The following is an 18042-nucleotide window of genomic DNA, read 5'->3' on the forward strand; positions in this document are numbered from 1 at the left end:
TTAATATTAGTAAGGAAAATTGAAATGGATAATAATCATAGATTTTTTTCTGATGATGTATGCCCTAAAACTGCATTATATGGCCAGTTTTATGGTGATAATCACTATGCTGGCCGAGATTATGAGCGGAAAATATATAATGGAAATAAATTTCCAAAAACTAAAAAAGGATTCTATTTTAAAAAATTAATGAATTTCAAATAATAAAAGTAACAAGCAAGTAATATAAATTTATTTTAAATAAAAATATCAATATTATTTAATACGTTCAAATTGATATTTGAAAATGAGTTGATGATTGCAAATTCGGGTAATTTACTACACTGATAATTTACAGTGAAGTAAAAATAATTATTAATTTTTCTCAATACCAATCGGTTGATCACCTTGCCATAAAGGTTTGAAATGTTTGCCTGAATTATTTGGTATTAGATGAATGTAGTGATCACCGATTTTGCTCAATAAAATGCAATCATCAACATCTTTTAAATTATCTTTATGTTGTTACTGGCTATCGAATAAAATTGTTGTGATGGCTTTTTGGGGCCTTATTTGTTGATTGTGCAACAAATTGAATATCGTGAACTTCGATATTTTACTTACCGATATTGTCACTAGCGTAAATAATTTCATTAAGAATCCATTTTTTTGTATTATTATCAATATATTATTTATTATATAATCATATTGAGAGTAAGTGTAAAAAATGAAAATGATTGGTTTTGTGAACTAATTTATTCATTTTCACTCTAAATACTTGCTATTAATTTAAATGTTATTTGGGGTAGATATGAGGTTACTTATGCTTTTGAGTGTTTTTTTTATTTCTGCTTGCTCATCAACAGGAGCAATAGAATCTCAAGGAAGTAAAAGTCATAAAGAAGATCCATATTCTGATAGCACATTAAATAGTATTAAAACTAATCAGAGTATTTATATTGAACAGCAACGTAGTAAAGGAAATTTTTAATCTATTAACTATAGGTCCAGATGAGGCTAAACTTAAATTATCAGATGTGTCTAGCTCTTTATTAATATCAGGCAGACCTACACCTGTTCTAGTGACCAGTAGTTACTTAAAAGATTTTCTATCAAGTTTGGAAAAATAAAGTAGCATTGATAATAAGCCTCTTCAAACAGGCGAGGTTTATTATCTAAAAAATATAGGAAAATCAGACTTTGTGGGTTAGTTTTTATAGAAGGCAGCTATATTAGCCAGTTACATAATATTTATGAGAGTAATTTAATGTGCATAATACCTACTAAAAGAGAGACAGAAAGCAAAATAAAAATTATCATTTAAATGATATGTTGTGAAAGAGCAGACTTAATCATAATTAGAAAAAGACTTTCTTATCGTAATAATAGTTACTGCCCCAAAAAATATAATAAAGAAAATAAGCGAATAAAACATTAAAAAATTAATATCGCTTTCTTTAAATAACATTATTATCAATAATAAAAACAGAGAGAGTAAAAGGAATTTTTTGTTACTATTAATCATGCAATATATGAAAGAAACAAAAATAGATACGAAGAGAAAAGAAAAATAAGCTATAAGAAAAGCAATAAATTCCACACTGTTAAAAAAATCAGAGGGTACTTTTTCTTCATGGAGTATAATTATCAACACTATGGCGGTTGCTATAAAACTCATTAAAGTAAAGATTAAAATAACAAATTTATTAGTATATAAAAATGATAGCTCTTTAAAATAAATAATTTTTATAGAAATTTCTAATGAAGATATGAATATGAAAAAAGCGATAAAGAAAATAACAGAAGAAATAGCTAGCCAAATAATATTATTACAGCCAAATGTAGATATGCTGATATAGAGTGATATCGTCAAAGATAATAATGGAGATGCAAATGTTAATAATTTTTTGTTTTCTTGTTTATCGTTCATATTCCTATCCATTGTAAAAATAACAGGATATTAATTAGACAGTGGCAATGATAACTGAATGATTATATCGCTTAGTCAGTTACATTGAGCATTATTTGCCACGTTTAGTTTTGTTAGACCTTCGATACAGAGAAGCCGTTTTTGCTAACTAAGCTGATTTTATTTTATATGAGATAGTATCTGATTTATCCAACGAGAAGAATATGCAACTATTCAAAAATGTGGTTAATGTGATAATACCAAGTATGCATATTATTTTTTCATATTACGCATCAAACATTTCTTGTTTTTCTCTTAAGTAATGATACCTGCTATTTAATTTTACTTTTCTAGTTATCCAGTAAGAATCTTTTTACATAAGTTTTGCTAATAATTTTGGCAAAATAATCGCAATAAGAAAAGGGCAATTTTATAAGCGAAAGAAAGGACTGTTTTGAGGGATTAATTGTCGGGGTTTTACCAGTGGCAAATTTCAGGCATAAAAAAACCAACCCTAAGCGGTTGGTTTTCTTAAATATATTTGGTCGGCATGATAGGATTTGAACCTACGACCCCCGACACCCCATGACGGTGCGCTACCAGGCTGCGCTACATGCCGTTTGTGCCCTGTATATTACTGTTTTTAGCTGCTAAAGCAACCCTTTGCTAATTAAGTGACGTAATTTTATACATCACTAAATGTGTTAGCGTTCAATAAAGCGTTTTTGTTCGGCAAGAACTTGTAGTAATAATTTTAAGTCAGGTTTTGCAGAGCTAATTTCTTTTCCTGATTTATCAAATAAAGCATATCGGCCATGTTTATCTATCAACAAAGTATTGTCTTGTAAAAAGACCACAAATGCTTCGTCATCACCAGTAAAAATCCATGGATGATTACGAGTGCTTGCAAATAAATCCTCACCTTGTGAATAGTTATCCGCAGGGCTAATCACACGTAAAACATGTTGCATTAAGGTTGTCATGATATCTTGATGGCTAGTCATTTTATCAATCAACTGTGGTTTCATGTTTGGCCAGTGTATCATTAGAGGCACTTGTGATTGGCTTAAGTTAAAGGTGGTTTTATCAGAAAGCCATTGGTTATTTTGTTTTTTATCACCGTCTTGATGATAGCTAGAAGTGACAACCACAACGGTATTATCGAGTACTTTGGTTTCTTGCAATGTATTAAAAATACGCTCTAATTGCTGATTTAATGTCATACGTTGAGACGTTTTATTGGTATGACCATTAATTTGTAAGAAAGAGAACCAAGGTGTTGTTTGGTTATTTTTTATTAGCCAATTGCGCCAGCTATCAATGGTGGCATCGTTATTACCACTGCGTGATGTTGGAATAGAGAAATCTGATAACACAGCTTGTTTAAACAATGGTGTCTGAAAGCCATATGTTGAGAACATTGCTAATTGATAGTTTCGATAACTTAAGGCATCAAATAGTGCAGAGTTTTTTCTGCTACTCAATACACTATCTAAATAAGAAGGTGAGATCCCATAAAATAAACCAAACAACGCCGTATCATTATCAATACCCGATGAATAATGATGGGTAAAATTGAGATTATTTTGTGCAAATTCTTGCAAGCTTGGTAATTCAGGAACTTCTTCATTACCTAATCCATCAACAACGATGACTAATAGATTATAAGAATATGTTTCTTTTGAGTAAATCAATGGTGCAAGAGGGTAGGTAATACCTTGTGCGGCTGGGTTACCTTCACTGATCACTCGTTGTTCATACTCTGATTGGTTAATAAAACCATGGCGCTCCAAGAACTTACGTGCAGTCATCGGGTAGGATAATGGTAAATTGGCGCGTTGCATTGTAATCGGGCGATAAAAATTAGCATCAGCCCAAATTGACATAGAGTGAGATAAGACAAAACAAGTAATAAAAATACCCGCTAATGGTTTACCCCATCGCTGACGGTTTAAACTGCGTAATTTTTGCCAACTCCATGTTGCAAAAAGCATCTCAACAAGAAAGATAATAGGAATGCCAATAAAAATAAGTTGCCATTCTCGAGCCATTTCACCTTCATCTGGATTAATGACTAGATCCCAAACAAGTTGAGTCAGATGAAGCTGAAATTGCTGGTAAACAGCCATATCAAAGATAAGGATAGTGAGTCCTGCACTGGCAAGAGCACAAGAGATCACCCTAAGTAGCCGTTGAGAAACGACTACAAAGGTAAGTGGAAAAAGAACAAGAATATAGATAGCAAAAACAATAAAACTAAAGTGTCCCATCCAACTTACAATAGCGTAAAAACGACCCGCGAAAGTTGCAGGCCAATCTGAAATAAACAGGTAACGGCTTCCAAGCAATAAGCTTAGAATAATATTAAATAGCGCAAACCAGTGACCCCAACTGATCATTTGGGATACTTTTTCACGATAGGACTGAGGTCTCGTTACCATGTCTATAAATAATTTTTCTATGTTTATTAGTGAATATTGCCTTCATCAATTGAAGCACGCAATGCGTGAACAAAAGAATCAGCAATCAGCATCCGTTGAGCAGGGGCAATACTTGTATTAATTAAGTTTGTCACCATGTTCCCCAACACCATCAAAGAAAGATCTGTAGGAGTATGATGTTTTTCAAGAACGCTGACAAGTTCTGCTAATAACTGCTCAACTTGTTCATCACTATAACGGGATTTTTGTGGCATAAAATCAGAATTCCTACTAAATGAATAAAACGCTATATATTACCGTATTGCTGGGCCTTTTTCCGCTATTAAATTAATTAATTTTCCCTTGATACTGAAAGTGGGGAGTGTTTGAATACGCGCATGAGAAAGTGAAGGAATAAAAGAGGACGACCATGAGTCTAGATATTAGTCAGTTAGTCTTACATCAGCTTATCAAGCGAGATGAGCAGACATTAGAAGTTGTGTTACGCGATTCAGTATTAGAGATTGAACCTGTTGTTCAGGAAATGATTGAAGAGTTGCATCGTGTCTACAGTGCAAAAAATAAAGCTTATGGTCTGTTTAATGAAGAAAGTGAATTAGCGCAAGCATTACGTTTGCAGCGCAAAGGTGAAGAAAACTTTTTAGGCTTTTCGCGTGCCGCCACAGTGAGATTAAAAGATGAATTAGCAAAATACCCCTTTGCAGAAGGGGGAACGGTTCTCTTTTGTCATTATCGTTATTTAGCGGTGGATTATCTTCTAATTGCAGTATTGAGTAGCTGCAATAGTATGTGGGTGAATGACAGTCTTGATGTTTCATCAACACGCTATCTAGATATTCCTCATGCAGATATTATTGCTCGTATTGATTTAACTGAATGGGAAACGGCTCCAGATTCTCTGCGCTATTTAACTTTCTTAAAAGGTCGAGTAGGACGCAAAGTCTCTGACTTTTTTATGGACTTTTTAGGTGCTCAAGAAGGTTTAAACGCTAAAGTTCAAAATAAAGGTTTATTACAAGCGGTTGATGACTTTTGTGAAGCTTCTGAAATGGACAAGCAAGCACGTCAGACTTGTCGCGAACAAGTATATAGTTACTGTAATGAGCAATTACAATCTGGTGAAGAAATTGCCTTAACTGAGCTTGCTGAGGAATTACCATCTTTGGGTGATCAAAACTTTGTTCAATTTACCGAAGAGAAGGGCTATGAATTAGCTGATACTTTTCCGGCTGATCGCAGTACTTTACGCCAATTGATGAAATATTCTGGTAGTGGCGGTGGATTAACCGTTAATTTTGATGCGAAATTATTGGGTGAAAGAATATTCTGGGATCCAGCAACAGATACACTCACGATCAAGGGTACTCCACCTAATTTACGTGATCAATTACAGCGTAGAGCATCAGAAAAATAATAATCTAGTAGAAACAAATAACGCCACATTAAGTGGCGTTACATGCTCGGCGTCCCGAAAAATAAAGCTCGAAGGGTGGCTTATTAAGCGCGCAGGAAGTCAATATGAGTAATTTTTGGCTTATACTCGTGACGTTGCACTGCTTTAACTTTAACTTTAGTTTCTTTACCATCGATTACCAGGTTAACGAAATCAGAATAGAATTCAGATTTGTGCTCTTGGTTGATCACTTCGTTGTGATCTAAATCGATAGCGATTGGCTCTTCATTTCCGCCATAAACGATAGCAGGAAAACGGTTAGCCACACGCAGGCGGCGGCTCGCACCCTTACCCTGCTCTTTACGTACAGTTGCATTAATAGTTAACATCTTTTTTCTCTTATAAAAAAGAAAGAAAATACATACTTGTTACAGGCGACCCAGCAACAAGCTCGAGATTTGGTTTATCTAAAAATAGATAAAGCGGGGCGCATTTTAACGAAAAAGTCCACTAACAGCAAATATAAATCCAGATTAATATAAGGTATCTGCTTTTCGATAGCGTCCTGTATAGTCAAAAATCTTATTTCTTATCTTCCAAAAATGTTCTTTTTTACCTTTATGGGCGACAATAAAATCAGGATGGCGTAATAAATCGAACTGCTTAATGATATCGTTAGCATTATGCCAAACAAAAGGAACAGCGGGTGCTCGTTGGTGTTCACGTAGAAATTTCAACTCAAAAACTTTACGTTGTGCTGGGGTGGTTAAGCGAAAACGCTCTGATACAGAAGTGCCTTCTTCATCGTAATAATTGATGTCTAACCATTCTCCTTTAACATCATTCCCTGATTGAAGTTGCATGCCACCACAGCGCAAAACAAGCGCTCCTTTTAGCTTTAATGCGGCTTTAAGCATATCATCAGGATCAACTAATATTTCATCACAGTGAACACAACGACGCGCGGCAATATCATTTTCTTCATTACAATAAGGGCATAATTTAAAGCGGAAGCGGAATTCACATTGCTGTTTTTGCCCATGTTCATTTAGTTCCCAGCCTTGGCAACGCCGACCATAATGTTCAATGATATCGCCATCAGCATCCATTATTCCCCAAAAAGTATTAGCAAATTGGCAAACAGGACAGAATACTTGTACGGGTTTGCTATTAGGGTTGGGTTTTTTGGTGCCAACTTCAGGAAGATAAAGATCATGAGGATTACCCGCATAGTCCAATATCAGACATTCGGTTTTTCCTGCAAATAATCTTAATCCTCGTCCTACAATTTGTTGATATAAGCTGACTGATTCTGTAGGGCGCAAAATAGCAATTAAATCAACATGAGGTGCATCAAAGCCTGTTGTTAGCACGGCGACATTGACCATATAGCGTAACTGTTGCTGTTTAAAACGAGAAATCAGCGTATCTCGTTCATGAGAAGGCGTATCTGCGCTCACTAATGCCGCTTCATCTTGGGGCAAAAGAGAAAGAATTTCCTTTGCATGTTCAACGGTGGCTGCAAATATCATGACGCCACGGCAGTTTTCTGCATATTCAATAATCTGTGAAACAATGTGGGGAGTAATACGTTTTTGTCTTTTTATTTCACGATTAAGATCTTCTTCATTAAATATTCCATTTTGACTTGTTCGGACTTGGCTAAAGTCATATTGCAAAATGGGCATATCTAATCGAGTTGGAGGGACTAGAAAATGATTGCTTATCATATAACGCAATGGTAATTCATAAATACAATCACGGAAAAAACACTCTTCAGTACCTCTAATCATACCGTGATAATGATATTGATAAATCCAACCTGTAGGCAAACGATAAGGTGTTGCAGTTAATCCTAAGATCCGTAATTTGGGATTAATGGATTGTAATTGTTTAATAACTTGTTGATATTGGCTATCTTTAGATAAACTAATACGATGGCATTCATCAATTATAAGAAGCGAAAACGTATCATTAAATTGCGATAAATTACGTGCAACAGATTGCACGCTACCAAAAACAACTTTTCCACTACTCTCTTTTTGTTGTAAGCCTGCGGCATAAATATCCGCAGATAGACCATAAGCTTCATATTTGTTATGGTTCTGCTCGACTAATTCTTTTACGTGTGCCAAGACTAAGACACGTCCTCGCGCTCTTTTAGCAAGTTCAGCGATAACTAAACTTTTTCCTGCACCAGTGGGTAAGACTATCACCGCGGGTGTGTTGTGTTGACGAAAATAAGAGATTGTCGCGTTAACGGCGTCAAGTTGATAAGGTCTGAGTGTAAATGCCATAACTCTACATAAGAAATCAAACAGGACGTCAGCGTAGCATTTTTTGATAGGTAGCGCGAATAAGGTAAGTGCTGCTTGATAAGTAAAGGATGTAATAGTTTATTTATAAATTAATTAGTTGTTTTATTGTTAATATTCATTTTTAATAGATACCTCATATCAGATGGTATTCATCCATTTTTCAGAGAAATTCATGCGATTAGATAAATTTTTATCCCAGCAATTGGGGATTAGCCGTAGCTTGATACTTCGTGAGTTAAGAGCTGGGCTTGTAACAATTGATGGTGAAATGGTGAAAAGCGGCTCGACCAAAATAGCACCAGAACAAGAAGTGGCTTATAACGGTAATGTGTTAACTCAAATTTTAGGGCCCCGTTATTTTATGTTGAATAAGCCCATTGGCTACGTGTGTTCAACAGATGATCCAGTTAATCCAACTATCCTTTATTTTATTGATGAGCCTCTGGCATATAAATTACATGCTGCTGGGCGTTTAGATATTGATACAACGGGGCTTGTATTATTGACTGATAATGGTCAATGGTCACATCGTATTACAGCGCCAAAACATCATTGTGAAAAAACATATCATGTCATATTGGAAGAGCCGATTGCTGAAGGTGTCGCTGAAAAGTTCCAAAAAGGTGTGCAACTGAATGGCGAAAAAGATCTGACTAAACCCGCCAAATTAGAAATTATTACACCTACAGAAGTGAAACTCACAATTAGTGAAGGCAAATATCATCAAGTAAAACGTATGTTTGCAGCTGTGGGTAATCATGTCAGCGCATTACATCGTGAGCGTATTGGGGATATTACATTAGATGAAACTTTAGCTGAGGGCGAATATCGTCCATTAACAGAAGAAGAGATCAACAGCATTCACTTACCTCAATAATTATTATCTGTCCTGTCGTTTTTGGGAGTTTATTTGCGTGCAACAGCAACGTTCGTCGTACCTTAGTCTCATTTTAATATTGGGACTTATTTCCATGCTTATGCCATTGGCCATAGATATGTATTTGCCAAGCTTACCTACTATCGCGCAAGATTTTGGTGTGCCTAGTGGTAAAGTGCAAATGACATTAAGTATCTATATTTTTGGTTTTGCTATTGGGCAACTAGTTTATGGTCCTATGGCGGATAGTTTGGGACGTAAGCCTGTCATTTTGGGCGGTGTGATTGTTTTTGCTTTTGCCTCTAGTGCATGTGCATTATCTGAATCTATTGACATGCTAATTGGTATGCGTTTTCTCCATGGCTTTGCAGCAGCTGCTGCGAGTGTGGTTATTAATGCATTAATGAGAGATATGTTCTCTAGAGATGATTTCTCTAGAAGTATGTCTTTCGTTGCATTAGTGATGACGATTGCGCCTTTATTAGCACCATTACTGGGTGCTTGGGTGATGAATTGGTTTTCATGGCATGCTATTTTTTGGAGTATTGCGATAGCCGCTGTGATTGCAGGTGCATTAATTGCGTTTTATATTCCTGAAACCTTACCCAAAGAGCGTCGTCAGCGCTTTAGCTTAAGAGTAACATTTAGCCAATTTATTAGTTTATTTAGAACTCGTCGTGTTCTTTGTTATATTCTGGCATCCGGTTTTTCTTTTGCCGGCATGTTCTCATTTCTGAGTGCAGGGCCTTTTGTTTATATCGAATTACACGGTATCCCATTCGATCAATTTGGCTTGTACTTTGGTTTTAATATTATCTTTTTAATTATCATGACAAGCATAAATGGGCGATATGTTCGTCGATTTGGTGCGTTGAAGATGTTGCGTTTAGGGCTAACCATTCAATGTATTATGGGGATCTTTCTACTATTAGTTGTTGCCCTTAATTTACATTTCTATTATCTCGTTGTGGGAGTAGCGATGTATGTTGGTGGTATTGCAATGATCACATCAAACGCTATGGCTGTTATTCTTGATGATTATCCTCATATGGCAGGGACGGTTTCTTCTTTGGCAGGAACTGTGCGTTTTGGTGTTGGGGCTTTAGTTGGAACGGCTATTGCTATGTTTCCAGCAAAATCAGAATGGCCAATGGTAAGTGCTATGGCTTTTTGTGTGCTATTTGCTATGGGCTTTATTTTACTTGCGCGCCGTTACAAATAAGAATATCACGCTATAAATAAGAGATATTTATAGCGTGCTTCTCCTTTTTCTCCTTTTTCTCCTTTACTCCCACTGAATCAGCCACGTTTTCCTCTGCTGTACTTTATGAATCGTTTCAAATTAGTATGCTTTTTTGATTTGAATCAATACTCAATGTTGTTGTTTTGTTAAATTAAGTGAAATTTATTTTAATAATCATCTATTATTGTTTTGTTGGTATGAAGCATAGTGATAAAAATTGATGAATTGTTTTACTTGAATGCGTAATATTTTATACAATTATTTTATATGGTTGATAAAATGTTAAAAAAATGAAAGAATAATTGAAGAGATTAATCATCGTAGAAATGAATACGTACAAACACTAAACTAGATAAATGGTTTGATACGTCTCTTCGCTTTTTTTGTAAAATAATTGTAATAATTATGTTTTATGATTAGCAAGGTTTTAATATGACGTGTGAGCAAGTCAGTTCAAACTCGTATTGATGATGTATTAAATTAACGTGTTGATGAAACAGGATTGATTTGTGGATAATGTACAACTTTCGGTAGTTCATAAGCTGCCGCTGAGTTATCGGTGGCTAGCAGGCTTTGCAGGTACAAGAGTAGAGATACTACCTGAAAATGATGCTGGAAAGCAAAATACACTGATTGGCTTAAAATTATTAAGTCATGATGGTATGACACTGGATGAAGCAATACAGAATTTGCGTCAGTATCTGAGTAATCTCCATATTGATAGTGTTGTGATCGAGTGGGATGGCGTGCCATGCCTTTTCTTATGTAGTGATGATGAATGTGCTGCGTTATGTTGCTTGAAGAATGCAGGTGTTGCTATTGCTGAGCCCTTTCCAACGGCGTACTCTTATTTATAACACTACCTATCGTTATAAAACTAACGTGATGATTGTGTGATTTACAAAATGATTAAAGAACACAAAAAAGCCTCATTTATTTGATAATGAGGCTTTTTATTTGCAATAAGATATAAGGGAATTAGTTATCTTAATACACTTTTTGAAAAGTTGTTCTCAGCAAGGGTTGCATCATTATTTTCTATAACACGTCTTGCCGCGTAAAAACGTTTATTCCAGTAGACATTAGACATTTCTGACACCGTCACCCCGTTGCTGGTGGATGCGTGTACAAATTTATCATTTCCTATATAAATACCAACATGGCGCATAGTACGGCCTGTCTTAAATAGAACTAAATCACCTGCTTGTAATTTTGATTTGTTAACCTGAGTACCTGAGAATTGTTGGTCTGAGGTTGAGCGAGGTAGTTCTACACCGAATTGGTCAAGGAAGGTTCTTTGTACAAAGGCAGAGCAGTCGATGCCTTTTTTAGTATCTCCACCTAAGCGATAAGCGACGCCTTTCCAGTCTGCATATTGGTCAAGTATCTTAGATTTTATATCGAGATTCTTCACCAATGATTCAAATTCATCTTGAGATGCTTGGGAAATAGAAGTGCTTGATGATGTATTAAGTGGGGTAGTGCTTGAATTCGCTAAGCGTGAATTTGCGTTCTGTGAGCTACAGGCCGATAGCGTAGCTACAACAATGAACGCCGGTATGAGCTTAAGCATTCTCATATACGGTTTTGTTCTCATTGTGACAGATTTCCCTTACATCCTTACGTGCAGAAGTGCACCTGAATTATTCACCAAATAACCAGAGAATATAGTGTAATTTAACTCTGGCAACCCTATTTCGCGAAAAACGTGCTCTAAAGCACGTAAATATCCACATTAAACAATAAATAATGAGGAAACCAGAAAAGTGTACAGAAAGAGGCGTTAAATGGCGAGAGAAAAGGGGTTTAATTTACAAAACATTAGATAATAAAGTGCTAATACTTAAAATAGATCTCATTTGTCATCATAATATCATTCAAATGTCAAAAAATGACCAAAAGAATAAGTGCCATTATGTTTGCACTTATTCTTTTTTAATTAATCTGAGGTATTTTTTCTTTTATTTTTTAAAAGGAAGATATTTATCTAATTGTCTGACAATAACATCTGATAATGGTGTGATTAATAACCAACTTGTTGTGATTAAAGTTAAAGAAATAGAACCAACTAATATATCAGAAGCCCAATGTGCGCCAGCCATTACTCGAGGTAATGCGAACACAACGGTAATAAGCAGTGCCCACAAGAAAGCGCGGAATGAAAGATAACGTAATATAAAGCTACAAAAGATAAGTAACATTAAGCCATGATCGCCAGGAAAGCTGTCACCAGAGGCATCTTTTGTTGGAATGCCAGTCACAACTCCTACTCTATGTGCATCTTGAAAATAAAGTGTTGGGCTGGGTCTTTCTATTGGAATATTTTGTCCAATTTGATTAATCAGTACAGCGCTGATTACCATCACTAATCCTACAATTATAAGATGGCGTTTACCTTTATAATCTTTTTGACGAAAAGTATTGTAATAAAGTACGCCCATAGCTAACAAAATGACTAAATCAAATTTTCTATTATTAACGTAAGCAACAAAAGTCGCGAAAAAAGTATCAGGCAAAATATGTTGATTAAAATAATAAAAAATATGGGTGTCTATTGATAGCCAAAATCCATGTTGTGCTGGAAGATACCAAGAAAGGAAAATAATGAGGCTCACAAGGTTAAGTAGAAAAATGGCGAGAGCTTTTTGGTGAAAATTAGAAAGTTTCATAGTAATTAAATGACAAATTTCACATGTTTTTGGTGATCTAGATCACAATAAGTTTAAGTTTGATTATAGGACTATAGTCAAAATAAAAAAATATATCTTTGCAATTTATTGCTTAGATAAATGTTATCTATTTATTTCATTTTTGTTATCCTCACTCATTCTCACTTAACTTAAATTTATAGTGTTTTTTCTTGGTAGTCTTAATTTGAGCGTCTTATAATTTTTTTCTATTCTTTTATTAAAGATAAAAATTAAATAAATAAAGTAACAAGCCGATATTAGTTATGACTTTAATAACATATTGGCTTGTCAGATTTCTACGCACAATAATCAGAGGAGATCAGTTTTGAAGAAGCTTTATATTGCAGCTATGTGCTTGTCTTTATTATTAAGTGCACCTTCTTTTGGTAAGGAAAATAAAGTTATAGGCTCCGGAACAATCACTTTTGTTGGTGCGATTGTTGAAGGTAATTGTTTAATGGATACAGATAAAAATACTTTTAAAACAAAATGTTGGAATGGTAGTGAAATGCAGGAATCTCAATATCAATTAGAAAGGAATAAACAATTTAGCTCGAAATTGATTAACAACAAAGGTTCTATGGATATTAAGTGGATTAATGACAACTTAGCTATAATGAATATTGTTTATAATTAATTACACAAGAATAGAATAATAACAATAATTGTATTTTTTAAATAAAATTTTAATGATTTTATAAAACAGTTATTAAAGCTACAAATATTTGACTTAAGTTTGATTAACGTTGATTTCTTATTTATAAATATCGAACATTTATATTTGATAGACATCAAATATTCTTCTTATGTCTATATGAATGTCATATTTTATTGCTATGATGAAAATATGTCGGGTGGGTGTGATCCTCATACCTACTAGCGCAAACAAGAAGTGAGGTCGTTATGAGAAAATATCTGACCGTAGTATGTAGTCTTCTCGTTTCCAGTTCGATATCATTAGCTTGGGCATCTGATCCCATTCAAACAACAGGGCAGATTTATCTGCGGGGTGCGATTGTTGATCCTGCATGTGAAATGAATTTTACTTTAGATAAAGCTGAATATCAGTGTTACAAACACAACAAAGTGTTTACATCTACTCAATCCATTGTTCCTACTTCTTTTGATAATCCCCAACAAATAATAATTTTGCCTCAAGATATGGGTAAGGCTGAGATCCGTTGGATGGATAATACGCAAAAAAATGGTGTTATTGACGTTCAATATTTTTAAAGCATCAATGGGTTGTAGAGAAAAGTAACAAGGATAAACAAGTCAAATAATCGTTTGTCACATTGGGTTTCTTACGATTATCTGACCTATTTAGAACAACATTAGCAATACGCTAATGAGTAGATGTTTTGACTATTAATTTTAGTCAGCTCGTCCCATATAGCGACGTTCAGCAATATGTATACGCACTTTGTCGCCAGTAGAAAGGTACTCAGGGACCTGAATAACTAATCCTGTAGGTAATGTTGCTGGTTTAGTACGCGCACTTGCTGACGCGCCTTTAATACCTGGAACAGTTTCAACAATTTCCATATCAACAGTTTGTGGCAGTTCTAATGCTAAAACCTGACCATCCATTGTTAATACTTGCATTCCCGCTAAGCCTTCCTCAGGAATAAACAGTAATTCGTCTTCGATTTGATCTTTTTTGAAGGTATAAGGAGTGTAATCTTCGTTGTCCATAAAGATATACTCATCACCATCAATGTAAGAAAAGCTAACAGCACGACGAGTTAAGTTGATGGTGTCAACCATATCATCGCCTTTAAAACGCTCTTCTACTTTTTGGCCTGTACGGATATCGGTAAAACGCATTTTATACAGAGTACTTGCGCCTCGAGCACTGGGTGCTTGAATGTCGATATCTTTTACCAGTAATAATTTGTTGTTATAACTAACAGCCATACCACGTTTAATTTCATTGGCTTTTGCCATATAAAACCTTCCATTAAATAACATTGACGATAATGGCGACAAAATTACTCGCAGTGCAGAAACTTGGCAAGTTATTCACGCAATTTTTTATAAGATTTAATGAAAAAATAAAGCCAGCAATGCTGGCTTTTAGTGAAGTGATTAGCGGTAGATAGGAAGAAGATTAAAGTTTGCTAAAATATGTGCACTAGCATTGATGATGCCGAATAAAATAACAAATCCAATCATAAACATACCACCTGGCGCTTTAAAGCTCTGACCTTGATGACGTTGGCGACTGGCCTTTGCCATTAAGGCTGGAATAATTGCTGCCCAAATAGTTGCTGCGAGTCCTGCAAATCCAATAGCATATAAGAAACCATCAGGAAAAATAATGGCCAAAATAGTCGGTGGTATAAACGTCACTAGAGCAGATTTAAATCGACCACTTCCTGTATTGGAAAATTTAAAGAAGTCCGCTAAGTAATCGAATAATCCTAATGAAACTCCTAAGAATGAGCTTGCTAATGCCATATAAGAGAACAAATCTAGTAACAATGATACAGTAGCATTGGCAGTTGTTGAACGCATTTGTGCTAGTAAATTACCAATATTCCCACCATCAGCAATGACTTGCTTGAATCCTTCACGAGGAATATTACCTTGTACAACAAACTGCCATAAAATATAAATTGCTAGTGAAATCAGTGTACCAATCAACAAGCTTTTCATGACGGCTTTGCCATCTTTACGGTAATACGTTACTAAGCCTGGGATATTGCCATGATAACCAAATGAGGTCAGTAAGTAAGGGAGTGCGGCTAAAGCATAAGGTAAATAACTCGCATTACTTTCATTTGTATTAAATAACACAGGCATTTTTACTTCTGTAAATAAGCCACCAATGGCTAACACAAAAGCAATTACCATACCGCCAATTAAAATGGTGCTTAATCTATCCACTGCACGTGTTGATAACCAAACAAAGAAAGCAACAATTAATGCAAAGACTAAACCTGCAATAGCTTGTGGTACGCTGACCACCTCTGCAAAGTTCTGCACAATAATGGAGCTACCCGCAGAAATATAAGCGTAAGTTAAAATATAAAGAACAAACGCAATCGATAGTCCATTAATAGTACTCCAGCCTTTTCCTAATAAGTCTTTGGTAATGGTATGAAAGCTTGAGCCTAAAGGATAATGAAGGTTCACTTCTAAGATCATTAACCCAGACATAAATAAACAAAACCAAGTGTAGATCAAAAGAGAAATAGAACCGGTAAACCAGACACCGGAAGTCACAATAGGGATGGAAAACATGCCAGCACCGACAGCGGTGCCTGCTATGATCATTGCGCCACCAAGTATGGATGGACGCTTTGTTATTGATGTGACTTCTGACATAAGATGTCCTTATTAAATTGACTCAATGTACTAGCTTGATGGTGTAAAGAATACACGTTTGTATTCAGAGTGTAAATAGAGGTTATTGTGCTTTATAAAAGAAAAAAGTGAATAAAAATAATACAGTAGAAGGAGGCGATCATATAAATCAATAGATTAGTGTAAGCATTATCAGAAATGATAAAGAAATCGAGAATTAAATAAGTAGTTTTTTAGGCAAGATCAAACGTTGAAAACATTATTCTGAACAAAAAACATTCAGAATAATGAAGGTGATAGATGGGTTCCAATTAGCTTTGGTAAAACTGTTTATTTTTCCATAATGCAATGGAGTTACGGCTGGCTTCAAAATGAGGTTCAGGTAAATCATTCGGTGAACACCAGCGGATCTCAGAACATTTGTCTGGCTCCATTAATTTAGGCTCATCGCCTTGGTATTGTGCAATCATGCAAATAGAAACAGTGTGTTTACCTTCTAATTGGTAAGTCTCTAAATTATTACTAATGCCAATTACTTTAGGTGATGTAATAGCTATGCCAATTTCTTCTTTTATTTCGCGAATGGCGCATTGTTCAAAGGTTTCACCATCATCGACATGACCACCAAAAATTGACCAATAAGGTGCGTGTGTTCCACAGCGTTTTCCTAATAATACTTCACCTTTTTCATTTACAATAATCACGCCAACACCGACCACGACTGACATTCTAGGCTCCTTATTTTTTATATAGTTATTGATAACGGATAGATAAGTCATTTTTTATGAGCATTATTGTCCTTGGAGAAGAGTGAGAGTCAAGAAGAACCGATGCAATTTCACTGAACTTAAGGTTAATTAGTGCTATATATAGCCCCTAAATATTCATAATAAAAACGATTGGAGAGTAAAGGCATGAGTCGCCGTGTCGCTACGATCACTTTAAACCCTGCCTATGATCTTGTTGGTGCTTGCTCCGCAATTGACGTAGGTGGTGTTAATTTAGTCCGAACAGCTGGGCTTAATCCCGCGGGGAAAGGTAATAATGTCGCGAAAGTCTTACGTGATTTAGGGGTAGATATTACTGTCAGTGGATTTATGGGGCGCGAAAATCAAGAAGAGTTTCAGCATTTTTTTAGTGAAAATGGAATGGCTAACCGCTTTTATTTGGTATCTGGCCGTACACGCATTAATGTGAAATTGACTGAGGGAAAAGGGCAGGTTACTGATTTTAATTTTTCAGGGTTTACGGTATCACCACAAGATTGGCAGCGTTTTGCAACAGACTCACTTAATTGGCTGGGGCATTTTGATATGGTGGTTGTTAGTGGCAGCCTACCTAATGGTGTTGACCCTGAAGCCTTTACACGGTGGATGATTAAATTAAGGCAGTTGTGTCCTTGCATTATTTTTGATAGTAGTCGTGATGCACTAGTGGCAGGGTTAAAAGCCGCACCTTGGTTAATAAAACCAAACCATCGGGAGTTAGAAGCCTGGGTTGGACATTCACTGACTGAAATGACAGATGTTATTAAAGCAGCGCATCAATTGAGGGATAAAGGCATTGCACATGTTGTTATTTCATTAGGTGAAAAGGGAGCATTATGGGTAAATGCTTCTGGTGCTTGGCTAGCTAAACCACCGCATTGTGATGTAGTAAGCACTGTAGGAGCTGGTGATTCAATGGTTGCGGGATTAGTTTACGGTTTATTAATGAGCCAAACTAGCGAACATACGCTACGTTTAGCAACGGCCATTTCTGCGTTATCTGTGAGTCAGCCTGATGTAGGAATTAAAGATAGAAGCCAACTTGCTCAGATGATGACTAAAATTGCGTTAATACCAATAAAATAATGCTATTTGCGGTTTATTTTGGGATAAACC

The 18042-nt window shown here is 35.5% G+C and carries 19 protein-coding genes, 1 tRNA gene and 1 pseudogene; 9 read left to right on the top strand and 12 right to left on the bottom strand.

Going from position 1 to position 18042, the window contains the following annotated elements:
- Positions 1–24: 24 nt before the first annotated feature.
- Positions 25–204 (top strand): hypothetical protein, encoded by a 180-nt coding sequence (locus ABN080_RS01165; RefSeq protein WP_115351004.1) that lies wholly within the window; start codon positions 25–27, stop codon positions 202–204.
- Between the two features lie 150 nt (positions 205–354).
- Here ABN080_RS01165 and ABN080_RS18175 read toward each other — a convergent pair.
- Positions 355–504 (bottom strand): annotated as a pseudogene (locus ABN080_RS18175) (DUF1543 domain-containing protein); the annotation flags it as partial.
- Positions 505–790: 286 nt separating this feature from the next.
- On the opposite strand from ABN080_RS18175, the gene ABN080_RS01170 reads away from it, so the two are divergent.
- Positions 791–970: a hypothetical protein gene (locus ABN080_RS01170; protein WP_349440154.1), complete on the top strand. Its 180-nt coding sequence runs from the start codon at positions 791–793 to the stop codon at positions 968–970.
- 357 nt (positions 971–1327) lie between these two features.
- Here the strand turns inward: ABN080_RS01170 and ABN080_RS01175 are convergent, their stop codons facing one another.
- The 4 genes from ABN080_RS01175 to ABN080_RS01190 form a co-directional block, all read right to left on the bottom strand.
- A complete protein-coding gene (locus tag ABN080_RS01175) occupies positions 1328–1909 on the bottom strand; it encodes a hypothetical protein (protein ID WP_349440155.1) in 582 nt (193 codons plus the stop codon).
- A 521-nt stretch (positions 1910–2430) separates the two neighbouring features.
- Positions 2431–2507, bottom strand: a tRNA-Pro gene (locus tag ABN080_RS01180).
- Between the two features lie 85 nt (positions 2508–2592).
- Positions 2593–4329, bottom strand: coding sequence for an LPS biosynthesis-modulating metalloenzyme YejM (gene yejM / locus ABN080_RS01185; RefSeq protein WP_349440156.1), 1737 nt, complete (start codon positions 4327–4329; stop codon positions 2593–2595).
- Between the two features lie 26 nt (positions 4330–4355).
- On the bottom strand, positions 4356–4583 hold the full coding sequence (locus tag ABN080_RS01190; protein ID WP_004247042.1) for a YejL family protein: 228 nt from the start codon (positions 4581–4583) through the stop codon (positions 4356–4358).
- A gap of 155 nt (positions 4584–4738) precedes the next feature.
- Here ABN080_RS01190 and yejK point away from each other — a divergent pair, with 155 nt between their 5' ends.
- Entirely contained in the window at positions 4739–5743 is a 1005-nt protein-coding gene (gene yejK, locus ABN080_RS01195; RefSeq protein ID WP_109408876.1) for a nucleoid-associated protein YejK, read from the top strand.
- A gap of 83 nt (positions 5744–5826) precedes the next feature.
- Here the strand turns inward: yejK and rplY are convergent, their stop codons facing one another.
- Positions 5827–6111 carry a 50S ribosomal protein L25 gene (gene rplY / locus ABN080_RS01200; RefSeq protein WP_006537318.1) on the bottom strand — a complete coding sequence of 95 codons (285 nt, stop codon included), beginning with the start codon at positions 6109–6111 and terminating at the stop codon, positions 5827–5829.
- 144 nt (positions 6112–6255) lie between these two features.
- The gene (gene radD / locus ABN080_RS01205; protein ID WP_349440157.1) at positions 6256–8019 is read right to left on the bottom strand and encodes a DNA repair helicase RadD; all 1764 of its coding nucleotides are present in this window, start codon (positions 8017–8019) and stop codon (positions 6256–6258) included.
- 193 nt (positions 8020–8212) lie between these two features.
- Between radD and rsuA the strand changes: the two genes are divergently transcribed.
- From rsuA to ABN080_RS01220, 3 genes are all read left to right on the top strand, one after another.
- Entirely contained in the window at positions 8213–8917 is a 705-nt protein-coding gene (gene rsuA, locus ABN080_RS01210; RefSeq protein ID WP_164526138.1) for a 16S rRNA pseudouridine(516) synthase RsuA, read from the top strand.
- 37 nt (positions 8918–8954) lie between these two features.
- A complete protein-coding gene (locus tag ABN080_RS01215; protein WP_231619316.1) occupies positions 8955–10139 on the top strand; it encodes a Bcr/CflA family multidrug efflux MFS transporter in 1185 nt (394 codons plus the stop codon).
- A gap of 530 nt (positions 10140–10669) precedes the next feature.
- Complete coding sequence (locus ABN080_RS01220) at positions 10670–11017, top strand: YejG family protein (protein WP_072069943.1); 348 nt, start codon at positions 10670–10672, stop codon at positions 11015–11017.
- Positions 11018–11142: 125 nt separating this feature from the next.
- Here ABN080_RS01220 and mepS read toward each other — a convergent pair whose 3' ends face one another.
- Positions 11143–11757: a bifunctional murein DD-endopeptidase/murein LD-carboxypeptidase gene (mepS, locus tag ABN080_RS01225; RefSeq protein ID WP_072069942.1), complete on the bottom strand. Its 615-nt coding sequence runs from the start codon at positions 11755–11757 to the stop codon at positions 11143–11145.
- Positions 11758–12121: 364 nt separating this feature from the next.
- Positions 12122–12829: a phosphatase PAP2 family protein gene (locus ABN080_RS01230; protein ID WP_349440158.1), complete on the bottom strand. Its 708-nt coding sequence runs from the start codon at positions 12827–12829 to the stop codon at positions 12122–12124.
- Positions 12830–13175: 346 nt separating this feature from the next.
- On the opposite strand from ABN080_RS01230, the gene ABN080_RS01235 reads away from it, so the two are divergent.
- Positions 13176–13487 carry a YmdA family protein gene (locus ABN080_RS01235; RefSeq protein WP_349440159.1) on the top strand — a complete coding sequence of 104 codons (312 nt, stop codon included), beginning with the start codon at positions 13176–13178 and terminating at the stop codon, positions 13485–13487.
- Between the two features lie 266 nt (positions 13488–13753).
- Entirely contained in the window at positions 13754–14083 is a 330-nt protein-coding gene (locus tag ABN080_RS01240) for a YmdA family protein (RefSeq protein ID WP_349440160.1), read from the top strand.
- Positions 14084–14224: 141 nt separating this feature from the next.
- Here the strand turns inward: ABN080_RS01240 and yeiP are convergent, their stop codons facing one another.
- The 3 genes from yeiP to ABN080_RS01255 form a co-directional block, all read right to left on the bottom strand.
- The gene (yeiP, locus tag ABN080_RS01245) at positions 14225–14797 is read right to left on the bottom strand and encodes an elongation factor P-like protein YeiP (RefSeq protein ID WP_072069938.1); all 573 of its coding nucleotides are present in this window, start codon (positions 14795–14797) and stop codon (positions 14225–14227) included.
- A gap of 141 nt (positions 14798–14938) precedes the next feature.
- Positions 14939–16180, bottom strand: a complete 1242-nt coding sequence (mtr, locus tag ABN080_RS01250) for a tryptophan permease (RefSeq protein ID WP_349440161.1) — start codon at positions 16178–16180, stop codon at positions 14939–14941.
- A 290-nt stretch (positions 16181–16470) separates the two neighbouring features.
- Entirely contained in the window at positions 16471–16887 is a 417-nt protein-coding gene (locus tag ABN080_RS01255; protein ID WP_072069936.1) for a nucleotide triphosphate diphosphatase NUDT15, read from the bottom strand.
- A 186-nt stretch (positions 16888–17073) separates the two neighbouring features.
- On the opposite strand from ABN080_RS01255, the gene fruK reads away from it, so the two are divergent.
- Positions 17074–18012, top strand: coding sequence for a 1-phosphofructokinase (fruK, locus tag ABN080_RS01260; protein WP_349440162.1), 939 nt, complete (start codon positions 17074–17076; stop codon positions 18010–18012).
- Positions 18013–18042 lie beyond the last annotated feature (30 nt).

The sequence above is a fragment of the Proteus sp. fly-1089 genome, from assembly GCF_040138965.1.
GTDB lineage: Bacteria > Pseudomonadota > Gammaproteobacteria > Enterobacterales > Enterobacteriaceae > Proteus > Proteus vulgaris_B.